Source organism: Neptuniibacter sp. QD37_11 (genome assembly GCF_047778105.1).
In the GTDB taxonomy this organism is placed as follows: Bacteria; Pseudomonadota; Gammaproteobacteria; order Pseudomonadales; family Balneatricaceae; genus Neptuniibacter.
Window position 1 is genome coordinate 2,268,929 of record NZ_CP180552.1, and the last position, 16,019, is coordinate 2,284,947.

Annotated in this window: 13 protein-coding genes and 1 tRNA gene; 9 read left to right on the forward strand and 5 right to left on the reverse strand. The window is 43.7% G+C overall.

Annotation, left to right across the window (positions count from 1 at the left end; genetic code table 11):
- The first annotated feature begins 115 nt into the window (after window positions 1–115).
- From ACMXYT_RS10430 to ACMXYT_RS10440, 3 genes are all read left to right on the forward strand, one after another.
- On the forward strand, window positions 116–1,495 hold the full coding sequence (locus ACMXYT_RS10430; RefSeq protein WP_415898604.1) for a sensor histidine kinase: 1,380 nt from the start codon (window positions 116–118) through the stop codon (window positions 1,493–1,495).
- Entirely contained in the window at window positions 1,482–2,138 is a 657-nt protein-coding gene (locus ACMXYT_RS10435; RefSeq protein WP_415884126.1) for a response regulator, read from the forward strand. The genes ACMXYT_RS10430 and ACMXYT_RS10435 overlap by 14 nt, the downstream gene beginning before the upstream one ends.
- 139 nt (window positions 2,139–2,277) lie before the next feature.
- Window positions 2,278–3,033 (forward strand): diguanylate cyclase, encoded by a 756-nt coding sequence (locus ACMXYT_RS10440; protein WP_415898605.1) that lies wholly within the window; start codon window positions 2,278–2,280, stop codon window positions 3,031–3,033.
- A gap of 46 nt (window positions 3,034–3,079) precedes the next feature.
- Here ACMXYT_RS10440 and ACMXYT_RS10445 read toward each other — a convergent pair.
- The 3 genes from ACMXYT_RS10445 to ACMXYT_RS10455 all read right to left on the reverse strand — a co-directional run bounded on the left by ACMXYT_RS10445 (window position 3,080) and on the right by ACMXYT_RS10455 (window position 5,320).
- Window positions 3,080–3,155: transfer RNA gene (locus tag ACMXYT_RS10445), tRNA-Ala, on the reverse strand.
- 166 nt (window positions 3,156–3,321) lie between these two features.
- Complete coding sequence (gene gltX / locus ACMXYT_RS10450; RefSeq protein ID WP_415898606.1) at window positions 3,322–4,824, reverse strand: glutamate--tRNA ligase; 1,503 nt, start codon at window positions 4,822–4,824, stop codon at window positions 3,322–3,324.
- A gap of 106 nt (window positions 4,825–4,930) precedes the next feature.
- The gene (locus ACMXYT_RS10455) at window positions 4,931–5,320 is read right to left on the reverse strand and encodes a diacylglycerol kinase (protein ID WP_415898607.1); all 390 of its coding nucleotides are present in this window, start codon (window positions 5,318–5,320) and stop codon (window positions 4,931–4,933) included.
- A 170-nt stretch (window positions 5,321–5,490) separates the two neighbouring features.
- On the opposite strand from ACMXYT_RS10455, the gene dusA reads away from it, so the two are divergent.
- The 4 genes from dusA to ACMXYT_RS10475 all read left to right on the forward strand — a co-directional run bounded on the left by dusA (window position 5,491) and on the right by ACMXYT_RS10475 (window position 11,046).
- Entirely contained in the window at window positions 5,491–6,474 is a 984-nt protein-coding gene (gene dusA / locus ACMXYT_RS10460; RefSeq protein ID WP_415898608.1) for a tRNA dihydrouridine(20/20a) synthase DusA, read from the forward strand.
- A gap of 17 nt (window positions 6,475–6,491) precedes the next feature.
- Window positions 6,492–7,442: a transaldolase gene (tal, locus tag ACMXYT_RS10465; RefSeq protein WP_415898609.1), complete on the forward strand. Its 951-nt coding sequence runs from the start codon at window positions 6,492–6,494 to the stop codon at window positions 7,440–7,442.
- Window positions 7,443–7,833: 391 nt separating this feature from the next.
- Entirely contained in the window at window positions 7,834–9,528 is a 1,695-nt protein-coding gene (locus tag ACMXYT_RS10470) for an HAD family hydrolase (RefSeq protein ID WP_415898610.1), read from the forward strand.
- Between the two features lie 84 nt (window positions 9,529–9,612).
- On the forward strand, window positions 9,613–11,046 hold the full coding sequence (locus tag ACMXYT_RS10475; protein ID WP_415911409.1) for a beta-galactosidase: 1,434 nt from the start codon (window positions 9,613–9,615) through the stop codon (window positions 11,044–11,046).
- A gap of 2 nt (window positions 11,047–11,048) precedes the next feature.
- Here the strand turns inward: ACMXYT_RS10475 and ACMXYT_RS10480 are convergent, their stop codons facing one another.
- Both ACMXYT_RS10480 and speE read right to left on the reverse strand, forming a co-directional pair.
- Entirely contained in the window at window positions 11,049–12,278 is a 1,230-nt protein-coding gene (locus ACMXYT_RS10480; RefSeq protein WP_415898612.1) for an MFS transporter, read from the reverse strand.
- 65 nt (window positions 12,279–12,343) lie between these two features.
- Window positions 12,344–13,213 carry a polyamine aminopropyltransferase gene (gene speE / locus ACMXYT_RS10485; RefSeq protein ID WP_415898613.1) on the reverse strand — a complete coding sequence of 290 codons (870 nt, stop codon included), beginning with the start codon at window positions 13,211–13,213 and terminating at the stop codon, window positions 12,344–12,346.
- A gap of 518 nt (window positions 13,214–13,731) precedes the next feature.
- Here speE and ACMXYT_RS10490 point away from each other — a divergent pair.
- Both ACMXYT_RS10490 and ACMXYT_RS10495 read left to right on the forward strand, forming a co-directional pair.
- Window positions 13,732–14,745, forward strand: coding sequence for an amino acid ABC transporter substrate-binding protein (locus ACMXYT_RS10490; protein WP_415884114.1), 1,014 nt, complete (start codon window positions 13,732–13,734; stop codon window positions 14,743–14,745).
- Window positions 14,746–14,824: 79 nt separating this feature from the next.
- Window positions 14,825–16,006 carry an amino acid ABC transporter permease gene (locus ACMXYT_RS10495; protein WP_415898614.1) on the forward strand — a complete coding sequence of 394 codons (1,182 nt, stop codon included), beginning with the start codon at window positions 14,825–14,827 and terminating at the stop codon, window positions 16,004–16,006.
- Window positions 16,007–16,019: the final 13 nt, after the last annotated feature.

The following is a 16,019-nucleotide window of genomic DNA, read 5'->3' on the forward strand; positions in this document are numbered from 1 at the left end:
CGTTAACTTGACCACAAAAGGCGGGTTTATTGCCCGATACACAAACACGTTATCTACCTACAATATGAAACATTCTTTTAAGGCATAGATACCAAGACAAAGATTCTGTTTACTGATGAAGTCGATAAAACTTAACTTTCTACTAATTTCTCTTGTTGCTATTTCGGGAATGGCTGCGCTACTAATCTCTGCATTTATAGCTTTATATAAGACAGATGCAGACTCACGGAAACATGCTCAAGAGATATCTGCCATCGTAAAGCAACAACTCGAGTTTCAGGTTTTAAAAGTTCAAAACGATGTAATGGCGCCAGAGCACTTCCCAGACTTTTTCCTATGGAAGCACTCTTCAGGCTTCACTGGGTTCTGCGTTTCCTTTGAAAATAATACCGGCGAGGTAGCACGTAGTCTCTGTACAGGTGATTACACTGAGGATGAATGGCCTTTATGGTTTGAAAGCTTCTACCTAGCACTGTTCACTTCAGCAGAGGAAACACGTTCCAGAATCACCTCAGAAATTGGTATTGAAGGTGACATTGTCGTTTCTCCTAGCAAACCAATTTTGTTGCACAATGCCTGGAATAACATCATGACGTTGATGGAATTTTCTATCATCGTCGTCGTAATCCTTAGCTTGCTGCTCTATCTATGCCTTCACTGTATTTTAAAGCCGGTTAAAAAAACCCAGCGGGTTTTAAATGAGATGCAGAAAGGTAACTTAAACGCTCAAGTTCCCTCCTCTCATATCAAAGAATGGCAAGAAACCGCGACCGCGATAAATAACTTAGCTGCCAGCCTTAAAGAAACCTTAGATGACCGAAAAGAACTCTCATACAAGCTCCTCAACATCCAAGAGAATGAACGACGATATCTTTGTCGAGAGTTGCATGACGATATGGGGCAATACCTCACAGGACTCAGAGCGATCTCTCATTTCCTGCAACTAGAAGTCGATAGCCAATGCCCAGAACTTTCGCCCAAAGTTAAGCAGGTAAACACGATCTCTGAAGAGATGATGGAGCTGGTAAAAGACTTACTCTTCCGTTTGCGACCTGCAGATTTAGATGAGCTAGGTATCTCTGAGAACTTACAATCGATGATCCAAGACTGGAACACCAAACACATCGATAAAAACTGCTCGATCACTCTAGAAGGTGAGATTAACAGTATTCCAGGGGCAATAGCCGTAAATATCCTTAGAACTATTCAAGAGTGTTTAACCAATATTGTAAAACACGCCTCTGCCAGTGCCGCAGAAGTACATCTAACTTACTACCCAACAGATCATAAATATCTAACGTTAACGATCCAAGATAATGGCAATATGACTCAGCCTGAGCCGCTAATTAAACCGGGGAATGGTTTATTAGGTATCAAAGAACGGATTAATGCGCTTAATGGTGAATTAGAGCTGAGTAAATCACCATTAGGCGGACTCAAAATAGCAGCGAGTATTCCTGTCTGCGAAATTAAGGAATCAAATGAGCACAGTTAATATTCTTCTAGTAGATGACCATGCTATTGTCCGCGAAGGTTACAGAGCACTTCTAAATCGCGAACCTAATTTCAACATTATCGCTGAAGCGGAATCTGGTGAAGAGGCATATTCCCTCTATCAACAACATTCACCTGACCTCGTTCTTTTAGATCTGTCGTTACCAGGGAAAGGTGGTTTAGCGACCCTTTTACAAATCCGCCAGTACGACCCTAAAGCCCAAGTTCTGATCTTCAGCATGCATCAAAACCCGGCAATGGCAAAAAAAGCGGTTGATGCGGGGGCCCGTGGCTACATAACTAAAAGTAGCGACCCTGACATACTCATTCAAGCAGTAAAAGATATTATCAACGGGAAATTAGCTATCAGTGATGATGTCTCACGGGCATTAGCTCTGGAAAGCTTGCAAGGTGAAGCCGCTATCCTTAGCAAACTATCAACTCGAGAGTTTGAAATTCTGCGAATGATGATTGCCGGTAAAACAAAAGATGAAGTAGCCGAGACGCTTTGCATTAGTGCTAAAACAGTCGCCAACAGTTACTACATCATCAAAAGCAAGCTTGAAGTCAAAACCGATATTGAGTTGATCCATACCGCTATTCAAGCAGGCATGCTCTCTCCATCAGAGTTAATACCTGTTTAATAACATGCATTGAGCCCGCTCAATAAAATTCATTCTAAAAGACCCCATAGTCTGCGTATATTTACGTATATACCCTGTAGTATTCAGTTACTACGATGTTAATAAGCCACATCTTTTTTTGATTGTATAAGGAAGGTAAATGCGATTAGTAGTCAGACGCTTAGGCCGAGTCAAACTAATGCTGATTATTACTGCGATCTCTGTCGTGATGGCTGTCATTTTAAATTTATTGATCTCTTATATTTTCAATTATCAAACACCTTTAACACAAAGCATGTTGAGGGCTGCAATAATTCCCCTGATTATCGCTCCAGTTGTCTCCTGGTATCTTCTCGGTCTTCTTCTTGATTTGGATAAACTCGAAGAAGAGATGAATAAGCTAGCAACCTACGATGACCTAACTGGCCTATACAATCGCCGTTCATTGTTTAAATCCTGCGGTTTACTTCATCGCCTAGCAATGCGAACTAAGGAAGCGTACAGCGTAGTCATCATCGATCTGGATTTTTTCAAAAAGATTAATGATAAATATGGCCACGCAGCCGGTGATACCGTCCTCAAATCTTTTGGAACCGTACTAAAAAAAGTCACAAGAGATTGTGATATCGCTGGACGACTGGGCGGTGAAGAATTTTGTATTTATCTAAGTAACACCCAACAGGACCAAGTAGGCCCCATAGTTGAGCGCTTAAATGATGAGATACAAAATAACTTACCAAAGTGCGATGGCACGCAGATCCATTACACCATCAGTTTAGGTGTAGCAGAGAACAAACCTGGCTTAGAAATGAGCTTTGAAGATATCCTCAATAAAGCAGATATCGCATTATATGCGGCTAAGAATAGCGGCAGAAATAGGATGGTGATATACAGTGATGAACTGGGGGACAAATAAATAATCTGGAGCCTAGCGGGATCGAACCGCTGACCTGTCGGCGTGATGGTGGAGCCTAGGAGGATCGAACTCCTGACCTGTTCGCTGCCAGCGAACCGCTCTCCCAGCTGAGCTAAGGCCCCATATATGAAGTGTGGCTATAGTAATTAGCCCAAAAAACAGAGTCAAGAAAGATTGAAACTCTTAAAGTAAGCTAACTGTTGGAAAAACAGGAAAAAGCGTAAAGAAAACTGAAGTCGGCTGAACCAAACTGGTTTCACCGACTTCTACGCTTACAGAGTAAGTCTATTAACCTTCGATCTGCGCACTTAGTGCACGGTATTCTTTTTCCCAACGTTTCGCTTCTTTCTTAGAAGGACCGCCAAGAACATTAACCGCATGACGTAAACGAGCACGTGTCATATCTGGGCCTAGAATCGCCATCGAATCCATCACAGATACAGTCTGGTTAGTACCGGCTACCGCAATAAACAATGGGAATAGGAAGTCACGGATTTTATAATCCATTGCTTCTGCAAGCTGTTTAAGCTGACCGAATAGACGATCTTTATTCCACTGAGTTTCTGTATCTAGCAACCATACTGAGTACTGTAGCATTTTGCGGATATCATCAAGTTCTAATGATTTATGCGCAAAATCTTCTTCTGTGATATCCAACATGCCAGATAGGAAGAAGCTCGCAAGTGGAGCTACGTCAGACAGTTTTTCAACACGCTGTTGAATCAACGGTACAATCTGCATCAGGTATTCAGGGTTTAGTGCCCACTCCTGATACTTAGCTGCAAATTGCGCTGGGTCTAGGTCTTCACGCAACCATAGACCGTTCAACCAGCTTAGCTTTTCCTGATCAAAGATTGGACCACCAAGAGATACACGCTGAATGTCGAAGTTATCGAACATCTGCTGACGTGTGAATTTCTCGCTCTCATCCGGCATAGACCAACCCATGCGAGCAAGGTAATTCAACAATGCTTCAGGCAAGAAGCCCATACGCTGATAGTAAAGAATACTCGTAGGGTTCTTACGCTTAGATAGCTTAGATTTGTCCGGGTTACGAAGAAGCGGCATGTGGCATAGCTTCGGCATATCCCAACCAAAGTATTCGTAAAGCAACTTATGCTTAGGCGCTGAGTTGATCCACTCTTCACCACGGATAACGTGCGTGATCTCCATTAGGTGATCATCTACAACGTTTGCTAAGTGGTAAGTCGGCATACCATCAGATTTAAGCAGAATTTGAGCATCAACCATGCCCCATTCCAACTCAATGGTACCACGAAGCATATCGTCAACTTCACAGGCACCTTCACCTTCAGGTACAACCATACGCACAACATAAGGTGCGCCCGCTGCTTTACGCTTTTCTACTTCCTCTTCAGGAAGGGCAAGATCGCTTTGCTTAAGTGCAGTGTGACCACCAGCAGCGCGACGAGCAGTACGTAACTCATCCAACTCTTCAGATGTACGGTAGCAAAGGAACGCTTTGCCTTCTTCGACCAACTGCATCGCGTATTTTGCATAGTCAGCTTTACGCTCGCTTTGACGGTAAGGACCGTGAGGACCACCCACATCTGGACCTTCATCCCATTCCAACCCTAACCAACGTAGGGAGTCTAGAATCTTTTGTTCAGATTCATCCGTACTACGTGTTTGGTCAGTATCTTCGATACGCAAGATAAACTGACCGCCATGCTGACGAGCAAAGGCTAGATTGAACAATGCGATATAGGCTGTGCCTACATGAGGGTCACCTGTTGGAGAAGGTGCAACACGGGTACGAACGGTCGTCATTGGTGTCCTTGGAAATCTGATAAAAATGAATAGCGGCAATTATATACTTAGCGGCCCTTTTCGAGCCACTAAGAAATCAATTAGGCGATAGATAATAGGAGAGAAACTATAAATAGTTTTCCCAAAGAACAGCCCCCCAGATCAGACCACCCATAATCAGTGCGACCATCACGACGGCAGAACCTAAATCTTTGGCAAGCCCAGCTAACTCATGAAACTCAGTGCCCGCACGATCGACTACCGCTTCAATGGCGCTGTTGACCAGTTCAAAAGCTAACACCAATAAGCAAGTACAGATTAACGCCGCCAATTGCATAGGGCTTTGCGCCACAAAAAAAGATAGAGGAATAAGCACTGCACTCCCCCAAACCTCATAGCGAAAAGCGGGCTCTTGAATGTAAGCGGCCTTAAGGCCCTGCCATGAATAGATAGAAGCATAATAAAAACGCTTTAGACCCGTATTCTTGGCAGTCGCACCCTGTGGTTTATCGCTCATGGTAAAGTCATTTCCCTAAATTTATCGCCTAGCTTTAGAAGCTAAGGCTATCACTTCTACATTGGATTCCGTACAAATAGTTGGACAAAATCCACCTATGTGCAGCGCAAAATCGGTAGACAGTATATAATCGCCTCTGTTCTTCGATTTTGATTGTATCTACACATTTAATGACCTCTACAACAGATAACCTAAACCGTCGTTTTACCGTTGCACCAATGATGGACTGGACGGACCGCCACTGCCGTTATTTTCACCGCATTTTAAGCCGCCAAGCGGTTTTATATACCGAGATGGTGACAACCGGTGCTTTGATCCATGCCGAAGCAGATAGATTTTTGCGTTATAACACGCAGGAACAACCTGTTGCATTGCAGTTAGGTGGCAGCAACCCAGCCGATTTAGCCCAATGTACCAAGATGGCTGAGGATTATGGTTACAATGAGGTGAATCTTAATGTTGGCTGTCCTAGCGATCGTGTTCAAAACAATATGATCGGAGCCTGCTTAATGGCTCATCCGCAGTTAGTCGCTGAGTGTTTAGAAACGATGCAAGCTGCAGTAAAGATCCCTGTTACAGTAAAACACCGTCTTGGTATCGACGATATGGATAGCTATGAAGAGCTACTCAGTTTTGTAGAGACAGTGCGTGGCAGTGGATGTAATGTATTTATTATCCATGCGCGCAAAGCGATTCTTCAGGGCCTAAGCCCAAAAGAGAACCGTGATATTCCGCCATTGAAATACGACTGGGTTTACCAAATAAAACAGGAATTCCCTGATCTAGAAGTGCATATCAATGGTGGCATCAAGACTCTCGAAGAGTGTCACACACATTTGCAACATGTTGATGGTGTAATGCTAGGCCGCGAAGCCTATCAAAATCCTTATCTTTTGGCAGATGTAGATAACGAGTTATACAACTGCCCTGATGAGAAGATCAGCCGTAAAGGGGCTGCTCTAGCGATGGTGCCGTATATTCAAGAACAGTTAGCAGAAGGTGTTTCGCTGCACCACATCACGCGGCATATGCTTGGGCTATTTCACGCGCAACGCGGCGGTAAACAATTCCGCCGCTTTATTAGCGAAAATGCGCATAAACCTGGCGCTTCAATTGATGTACTCTTTGAAGCACTGGAACGTGTACCAGATTAGAATGGACTACTAGAAAGATGACAAGTCAGTTAGAAAAGCTAAAAGAAATTACTACTGTTGTTGCTGATACCGGTGATATCGAAGCCATTGCTCGCTTTAAACCTGTTGATGCGACCACTAACCCATCTTTACTGCTAAAAGCCGCTGAGCTTCCACAGTACAGCGCTATATTAGAGACAGCTAAGCGCTGGGCGACTGAAAAAGGCGGTAGCGAGCAAGAAGTACTGGACAACATGACTGATCGCCTTGCGGTAGAGATCGGTCGTGAAATTCTAAATATCATTCCAGGTCGCATCTCGACAGAAGTTGATGCACGTTTATCGTTTGATACGCAAGCAACATTGGAACGTGCACGTAAGTTGATCGGCCTTTATGAAGAAGCGGGTATCTCTAAAGACCGCATCCTGATTAAGATTGCTTCTACTTGGGAAGGAATTCAAGCAGCACGTCAGCTTGAGCAAGAAGGTATTAACTGTAACCTAACTCTGCTATTTAGCTTTGCCCAAGCAGCAGCATGCGCAGATGCTGGCGTTTACCTAATATCTCCTTTCGTAGGCCGTATTCTTGACTGGTTTAAAGCGAACGAAGAAGGCGACTTTACGGGTGCTAACGACCCAGGCGTTCAATCAGTAACGAGTATCTACAACTACTATAAAGCGAATGGCTACAACACCATCGTAATGGGTGCGAGCTTCCGTAACATTGGCGAGATCCAAGAGTTAGCTGGTTGTGATCGTTTAACAATCGCTCCAGCCCTAATGCAAGAATTAGAGGACAGCACTGATGAGCTGCCAACTAAACTTGCACCTGAATCCGCAGCTTCCGAGCAAGGTAAACTTTCTTTGAATGAAGCAGAATTCCGCTGGATGATGAACGAAGATGCCATGGCTACAGAGAAGCTAGCTCAAGGTATCCGCAGCTTCGCAGCCGATCAGATCAAGCTAGAGAAACTGCTTCTAGCGGTATAAAACACCCCTGCAGAAATAGCGAAAAGCCCTCAATAGAGAAAATCTACTGAGGGCTTTTTCTGTAGGAACCTGCGAAGAATTCTCATACTTTCCCAGTGGATTATAAAACGACCAGATACGCGAAAGTCGGCGCAGTGAAATGTCTAGACCTTTTCAAGTCGACTAACAAAGTAGATGGTCGTTTTAGAACCCACCCAACGGGGCTTACAGAGCAACTGAATCACTTTGTTAATGATTTTCGACAGGCCACCAGCATGCCTGTAATCATTGCCTCGTGCTTCAATTTCACTGTAAGCCTGGGTCGTATTGGACTTGTTCGTAGGTTCCCCAATCAATATCCTGTCTATACTGATTTCTATGCCACCCTCAATTTTGGCTGAGGAGATCAGATATGGATACCGTTGTACTCCCCTACCCTAAGCTCATGCTGTTTGACTGGCATGGCACCCTTGTCGATACCCACGGCGCAATGTATCAAGCCATCGAAGAGATGCTTGCTCAATTAGACGAGCTAAATCTCACCCGACACATTCTGCCCGAAGAGAAAGCCAAAACCGAAGATGACGAAAAGCTCATCCGTTATATCCGTATCTATCGACATCTGCATCCACGAGTTTTAGCAGAACAACGTATATCCAGAACCGATGTATTTGAGGTTTTGTTTGGTGATAACGACAAAGCAAATGCCATAGCGCACAAAGCTTACAATGACTGCTATCGAAACCACTACGGCAGCGTAAAGCCTTTCCAAGCAGGCATGTATGAGTACCTTACTTATCTAAAGAAATTAGGTATTAAGATCGGTGTTGTTACCAACCGTAGCCGTGAATTTCTAGAACCCGAATTAGAGGCTGTTGAAAATGGCCGTTGGAAAGAGTTATTTGATGTCACACTTTGCGGCGATGAGATGCTGCACTATAAACCCGCGCCTAGCTCGATGATTCAGGCGAGTAAATCAGTCGATGAGCTCGCCGACCAGCATCTCTGGTATGTAGGCGATAGCGTTACCGATATGATGACAGCTACCAAAGCTGGTGTAACAAGGGTCTTTTATAACGGTGCCTTATGGAGCCCTCACTGGTTTGAACAAGTCTTTGCTGAATCGGCCCACCACCAATATGACCCAGATATTATCATTGATGATTTTGACGAGTTACTAGATCTCGTTTTGCAAAGCCGTAATGGCATTACCACCCCAGAATTAATACAGCAACGACCTCCTCGCCTTCCACCAAGAAAACCTCAACCACAAAGGGAAGAACCTGACTGGCACCCTGCTGTCGTGAATCTAACCTACCCTAAAGTTGTTCTATTTGATTGGCATGCCACCCTAGTAGATACCCTTGATGCAATGTATCACGCGGTGGACGATATGCTCAAAGACCTCCGCAATATGGGCCTGCTTGAACATTTAGTAGATTCTGCAAAGTGTAAATCCCCCGATGATCAACGCCTAGTCGATTATGTCCGTGAGAATCTAAGCCTACATCCCAAAATAAAACTCGACCGCAAGATATCCAGAACCGACATCTTCGAGATCCTTTTTGCAGATAACGAGGTTGCTAAGAAACTCGCTCACAAAGGTTTTACTGAGCATTACCGCAAATATTACGGAACAGCCCTGCCCTTTGAACCCAAAGTTCGGAATATGCTAGAAGGCCTGAGAAAACTGGGATTGACCGTTGGCGTCATCACCAATCGCGATCGCGAATTCTTTATTCACGAACTCAATACCGTCGATGATGGCTGGGCACACTTATTTGATACCGAAATTTGTGGTGATGATACAGTTCAACGTAAGCCTCACACTGACCAGATTCTAAAAGCCGCAGACAATCTAAATTGTGATCTAGGCTTGGACATCTGGTACGTAGGAGACAGCACAACTGATGTAATTGCCGCTAAGTCAGCAGGTATCACCAGCGTATTCTTTAACGGCGCTCAGTGGGATCAGCCCTGGCTAAACAAAATATTTCCTGGCAATGAACGCTACCCTTATAAACCTGATGTTGTCGTTAATGACTTTTCAGAGTTTTGGGCGCTGATGCTTTCATGTAGAAAACAGCAATCAAAGAACAATACTTAATTGAGATTAAAACCAACTACTAACGGTTAATAGGCTGCTGTATATTCGCTATCAAGATCTAGTCAACGGAATGGATTCCATTAAGTGCACTTTAAAAAAATCACATATCTTTGCGTCATATTTGCTTGGTTAGCTCCGCTTAGCTCTATTAGAGCGGAGCCCATTGACCTCAAAAAGCTCAAAGTCCCCTTAAGCTACTCTTTAGGCCTTGCTTTCCCCGGTTCCGACCCAGCTCATTACTATCTAATCAAGGATGCGGGCATTGGGATAGTTCGCCTAAGTGTTTCTTGGAAGCATATACAACCGCACAAAAACACCTTTAACTGGGCAGGACTCGATCAACGTATTGCAACTTTGCAGCGCTACAACATCCAACCGTTCTTAACACTGGAATCCAATGCAACTTGGGCTACTAAAGCGAATAGCCAACAGGTTAAAAACGGGTCACCTAAAGACTTAAATGATTGGCACCAATTTGTGACTCAAGTTGTCGATCGATACAATTTTGATGGCCAAAATGATGCACCTAAACTTCTGCGACCAGTAAAGTTTTATCAGGTTGCGAATGAATGGATCAGCAATAAAAACCGCTCTGGCGGCTGGGCCGATTCGACTAACTCACTGATTCAATATATCAATACCGCCTACGTTGCTGTGAAGGCAAGTGATCCCGAAGCAGCCTTTGTTCTTGGAGGTATCGCTTCGTTTAACTTAGATACAATTCTACTGGCTGAAGGCTTAGCTAACTTCCAAGTTCAACAACGATGGTCCAATAAATCTCAAACCTTAATACGCCCTCAAGAAGCTCAATCCGTGGGGATAAAGAGTATCCTCAACGGTCATGTTAGAGAAGTTTTATCCAAAGCCAAATATGATCTAGCTGATGCTCATCTTTACGGCCCCTACCAACGAGATAAAAAACGCATTCAGCTAATCGCTAACGAAACAAACCTGCCAATCCAGAAAATAGTCTCAACCGAATGTGGCGGCCCTTCTTTGGACTACAGCGATAGCTACAACAACCAAGATCATTTTTATGCAGTACTAAATAGAAACCTCCATCTATTGAGTACGGGCTCACCTTTCTGCCTCTGGTTTGGTTTAGGAGAATTAATGACAACCACTTGGGGCAATCGAAAAGTCCCGTTATTTGATAAAAATAACAAAACAAAACCGGGTTACTTTGCTTACAAGTTGTTGGCTTATTTATTTGATGGGGAAGGAAGAATAACAATTGAGCATTTAAAAGATATTTCCTCTCAAGCCTATCAAATTAAGTTCCCCAACAGCCCAACCCACCCAGATATCTACGTGGGATTAAACATTGTTCAGGAAAAATTGATAACGAAGTTAGATAAAGCTGAGTTCGATACTTTATGCATTAATTCTTTGAACACTAGAGGATCATTAACTCGAAATGTAACTAACGTTCTTAACTGCGATAAAGGCATCGTGGCTATAGGTACTAAACTTCCCTCTTTAAGGAAAATACCAAAAACGAATCAGATAAATAAGTAAACCTATTTATCTCGAAATTGCTGAGGAAAAATCCAAACAAAAGCCAAGACAACTGCAATCAGACTAGCCAAAGCAGATACATAGAAAGTGGTGAAAGAACCAAAATCATCCCATAACAAGCCACTGACATAAGCACCAAGTGCGCCGCCCAAGCCAAATCCTACGCTAGAGAATAAGGCTTGTCCCTGCCCATGAGTTTTCTCGGTAAAGTATTGATGAACTAAAGCAATGCCAACGGCGTGAAGTGTGCCGAATGTTGCTGCGTGAAGCGTTTGGGCAAATAGCATAATCCATAAGTTTTCTGGGACTAGGCCTATCAGCCACCAGCGCACTACACAAAGCAGCAAGCTGACTAACATGATATTACGTATGCCCCATCGCTGTATCACCCAATGCATATAAATAAAGATGATCACTTCTGCGATAACACCTACAGCCCAAAGCAACCCTACTTCTGATCGACTAAATCCTACATCGACCATCAAAACGCTGTAAAAGGTGTAGTAAGCCCCGTGTCCGAATTGAACTAAGAAGCAAATAATAAAAAAGACCATTACCTGCGGACGTAGCAACAACTGCATAAAACTACGATTATCCGCTGATATTTGGGCCGCATCTGATTGAGCAGTGGTTGGAGGGATAAACAGCGTATTCAGCCAGATCAGGATCATTAACCCGAAGAGAATCCAAGGCAACCAACGAATATCAATATAATCAAGTAAAGCGCCAAGGCCTGCGACTGTTACAATAAATCCGATCGAACCCCACAGTCTTATGCGGCTATATCGAGCTTTGTCTTTGCCAAGCTGACTTAGGGTTATCACTTCAAATTGGGGAAGAACCGCATTCCAGAAGAAGCTAAAGCCTAACATTACTAAGCCTATCCCAATGGCAGTTGTTTGCCAGAAGATACCGACAAACATAATGCAGGTCATTAACGCACCAAACCGAACTATCTCGACACGTTTGCCGCTTTTGTCAGCCATCCACCCCCACAAATTCGGCGCTACAATTCTAGATAATTGCAGCAAAGCCATTAGTGAACCTATGGTCTGGGCATCAAACTGAAATGATTTGAGATAAAGGCTCCAGTAGGGAACCAAAGCACCTAATAAGGCGAAATAGAAGAAATAAAATCCAGAAAGGCGAATATATTGATCGAACTGCGGCATAAGCTGATCTGTCCCTTTCCTGGCTGATAGAAAATAAAAAGCCGGTTCACCTGAAGGCAACCGGCTATCGAGTAGACTAGATAACTATTTTAACTAGTAAGTGAACTAGATAGTACCGTTCGTCATCATGCCTCTTTTAAAGCATTTAATAAATATTGCGGTAAGCCAAAGCAACCTAAGTGCATTTGAGGGTTGTAGTAACGAGTTTCGATTCCGCTGTTATCAAAGCGCTTCTGCAACTCTGCCAAATCGATCGTTCGTAATGACTCATTATCTGAACCCCACGCCAACGTCATCACTCCACCGATATAGGTAGGTACAGCCGCGGTGTAGAACGATTGGTCTTTGAAGTACGGGCTTAAACGACGACGCGTAGTAATCACTTCATCTTGTTGTAGGAAAGGCACACCGTTCTGTGCGACAAAAACACCACCCTCTGTCAGCAAGTTCTTACACCCTTCGTAAAAACGACTCGAGAATAGCACTTCACCTGGGCCTACAGGGTCAGTGCAATCGGAGATGATTACGTCAAACTTTTCGTCGGTTTGATTAACGTATTCAACGCCATCGGCGATCACGATATTGGCACGTGGATCTTCAAAAGCACCTGCAGAGTGATTTGGAAGATATGTTTTACACATATCGATTACGGCTTGATCGATTTCTACTTGAGTAACATGTTCAACTGACTGGTGACGACATACTTCACGCAGAATGCCACCATCGCCACCACCGATAATCAAAACTCTTTTTGCATTCCCATGAGCCAGAATTGGCACATGCGTTAGCATTTCATGGTAAACAAATTCATCTCTTTCCGTAGTTTGAATAATCCCGTCCAACGCCATAACAGTGCCATAAACGGGATTACGGAAAATAATTAGATGCCAAGAATCCGTTTGTTGCTCGAACAACACTTCCTCTACATCAAATTCCTGACCGTAACCTTTATGGAGTGTTTCTTTGTATAAATTTTCTTTTAAAGACGTTGTCACTTGCTTTACTCGCTAACTAACGAAAAAAGGGGTAGCACCGCTAAACGCACTACATTAATTTAGAGTATAAACCTAACTTCGCAGGCCTTAAATTTTGGTCGCATTTATACCCCGAAAAAGGTAAAAAACAAAGCATTTCCACTCCCTCTAGAGCACAAAGATTCCACATCATTCAACACTGCTATTCCGCGGAGTTTAACCCACTCATCGGACTAACATTTTTATTCAACCCTCATAACATTTTTGATCAAGCAATCAGAAATAAATTTATTATTTGCTACTTTATCCATTTTATGAACTTTTTTTTACAACATTAGAAGCTAGCGAAACACGCTCTAGCCCTTACCACCAAAGGCCTAGAGCCTAACTACAACTAAAGTCTAATTTTACTACCATTTTCGATGTATTCTTCTAAGTTTGTTAGGAACTAAATAAATAACCTACGCTTACTACAACAAATAACAAAAACAAGACGGTTTTGCGGCGTATAAAAGCCTCAGAAAGGATGGAGAAACAGAATGAAATTACTTACCTCGGTTGTTGCTACAGGTATGGCACTTGGTTTAGCGTTTGGTGCTCAAGCAGGCACTTTAGAAGATGTTCAAAAAAGAGGCAGCGTATCTTGCGGGGTAAGTACTGGCCTTGCAGGTTTCTCTCAGAAAGATGAGAACGGTACTTGGAGCGGTCTTGATGTAGACGTATGTCGTTCTGTTGCTGCTGCTGTTCTAGGTGACGCAAGCAAAGTTCAATACAAGCCTCTTACAGCTAAAGAGCGTTTCACTGCACTTCAGTCTGGTGAAATCGATATTCTATCTCGTAACACTACTTGGACTCACACACGTGATACCTCTCTGGGTCTTAACTTTGCTGGCGTAAACTATTATGACGGTCAAGGCTTCATGGTTTCTAAAGACCTTGGCGTAAAAAGTGCTCTAGAACTAGACGGTGCAGCTGTATGTATCCAAGCAGGTACAACAACTGAACTTAACCTAGCAGACTACTTCCGTGCCAACGGCATCAGCTACAAAGCAATCACATTCGATACTTCTGACCAAACACGCTCTGGTTTCGAAAGCGGTCGTTGTGACGTCCTAACATCAGACCAATCTCAATTATACGCTCTACGTATAGGCCTCAAAGATCCTTCAGCAGCGATGGTACTGCCAGAAGTTATCTCTAAAGAACCGCTAGGCCCTGTTGTTCGTCAAGGTGACGATGCATGGTTTAACGTGGTTCGCTGGTCTCTAATGGCGATGGTTGAAGCTGAATTCCTAAAAATCGACAGTGCTTCTGCTGATAAAGCGAAAACAGAAGGTAATCCTTCTCAGAAACGCCTAATGGGTTCTGAAGGCGATGCAGGTCAAAAACTTGGCATCCCTGCTGATTGGGCATACAACATTGTGAAGCAAGTAGGTAACTACGCTGAAAGCTTTGAGCGCAATGTAGGTCAGGGTTCTCCGCTTAAAATTTCCCGTGGTCTAAACGCCCAGTGGAACCAAGGCGGTATCATGTACTCTTCACCAGTACGCTAAGGAAGGACCAAACAGAGGGGCATTTTTCATGCCCCTCTGCTATTTTTACTTATAACCTTCTGAAGATAAGTGCTTAATTATGTCTGAAAAGCCACAGGTGACGTCATCACCCTCCTTCTTCAACAACCCTAGAAACCGTTCAATTATTTACCAGCTGCTGTTGCTAGCAGGTTTGGGGTATTTCTTTTACGGTATTATTTCTAACACGCTGGCTAACTTAGAAGCCCGCGGTATCAAAAGCGGTTATGACTTCCTGTTTACGACTGCCGGATTCGATATTCTAATGTCGTTGGTGCCATACGATGCAACGCATACTTATGGTCGTACATTTATTGTCGGTTTATTAAATACCATTCTTGTTTCGACAATCGGGATCATTCTCTCGACAATCGTTGGCTTTATTATGGGGGTTGCTCATTTCTCTCATAACTTACTGATCAGAAAGCTGGCTGTCGCTTATGTAGAAACTTTCCGAAACATCCCACTACTACTTCAGATTTTCTTCTGGTATTTCGCGGTATTGGCAGCACTACCAAGCGCTCGTCAAAGCTTGAGCCTTGGGGAAGTGATCTTCTTAAACGTTCGCGGCCTCTACTTCCCAGGACTAAATGCTGAAAGTGGTGCAGGTATTGTTTATGCTGCGATTGCTGCTGCCATTGCCTCTATCTTTATCCTCAAGCGTTGGGCTAAGAAACGTCAAGATGACACCGGCCAGCAGTTCCCAGTATTACAAGCTAGTTTGGCTATTCTGTTTGTTTTACCTCTTGTTGCCCTATTTGCAGCAGGCGTACCGTTCACTTGGGACTTCCCTGAGCTTAAAGGCTTTAACTTCCGAGGTGGTGTAACGGTTATTCCTGAACTGATGGCACTTGCCTTAGCACTTACGGTTTATACCGGAGCATTTATTGCGGAAGCAGTAAGGGCGGGTGTTCAAGCAGTACCTCACGGTCAAACAGAAGCTGCACGTAGTATCGGGTTAAAAGAGAGCAAGATCATGAAGTTGATCGTTGTTCCTCAAGCCATGCGCGTTATTGTGCCTCTGCTTAACAGTGAGTATCAGAGCCTAGTTAAAAACTCGACTCTGGCAACAGCGATAGGCTATCCCGATCTATTCACCGTATTTGTTGGCACGACACTTAACCAAACAGGTCAGGCGATCGAGATCGTATTTATGACAATGGCGGTTTATTTTGTCGTTAACATGTCCATTTCTTTTGTTATGAACCGCTTCAATGCAAGCGTTTCTCTGGCTGAACGTTAATCGGGAGTGATTG

Bases quoted from the DNA above. Each gene is read 5' to 3' on its own strand.
- gltX (WP_415898606.1), bottom strand. From the start codon at position 4,824: ATGACGACCGTTCGTACCCGTGTTGCACCTTCTCCAACAGGTGACCCT.
- ACMXYT_RS10440 (WP_415898605.1), top strand. From the start codon at position 2,278: ATGCGATTAGTAGTCAGACGCTTAGGCCGAGTCAAACTAATGCTGATT.
- ACMXYT_RS10490 (WP_415884114.1), top strand. From the start codon at position 13,732: ATGAAATTACTTACCTCGGTTGTTGCTACAGGTATGGCACTTGGTTTA.
- ACMXYT_RS10435 (WP_415884126.1), top strand. From the start codon at position 1,482: ATGAGCACAGTTAATATTCTTCTAGTAGATGACCATGCTATTGTCCGC.
- ACMXYT_RS10495 (WP_415898614.1), top strand. From the start codon at position 14,825: ATGTCTGAAAAGCCACAGGTGACGTCATCACCCTCCTTCTTCAACAAC.
- ACMXYT_RS10455 (WP_415898607.1), bottom strand. From the start codon at position 5,320: ATGAGCGATAAACCACAGGGTGCGACTGCCAAGAATACGGGTCTAAAG.
- dusA (WP_415898608.1), top strand. From the start codon at position 5,491: ATGACCTCTACAACAGATAACCTAAACCGTCGTTTTACCGTTGCACCA.
- ACMXYT_RS10470 (WP_415898610.1), top strand. From the start codon at position 7,834: ATGGATACCGTTGTACTCCCCTACCCTAAGCTCATGCTGTTTGACTGG.
- tal (WP_415898609.1), top strand. From the start codon at position 6,492: ATGACAAGTCAGTTAGAAAAGCTAAAAGAAATTACTACTGTTGTTGCT.
- ACMXYT_RS10430 (WP_415898604.1), top strand. From the start codon at position 116: ATGAAGTCGATAAAACTTAACTTTCTACTAATTTCTCTTGTTGCTATT.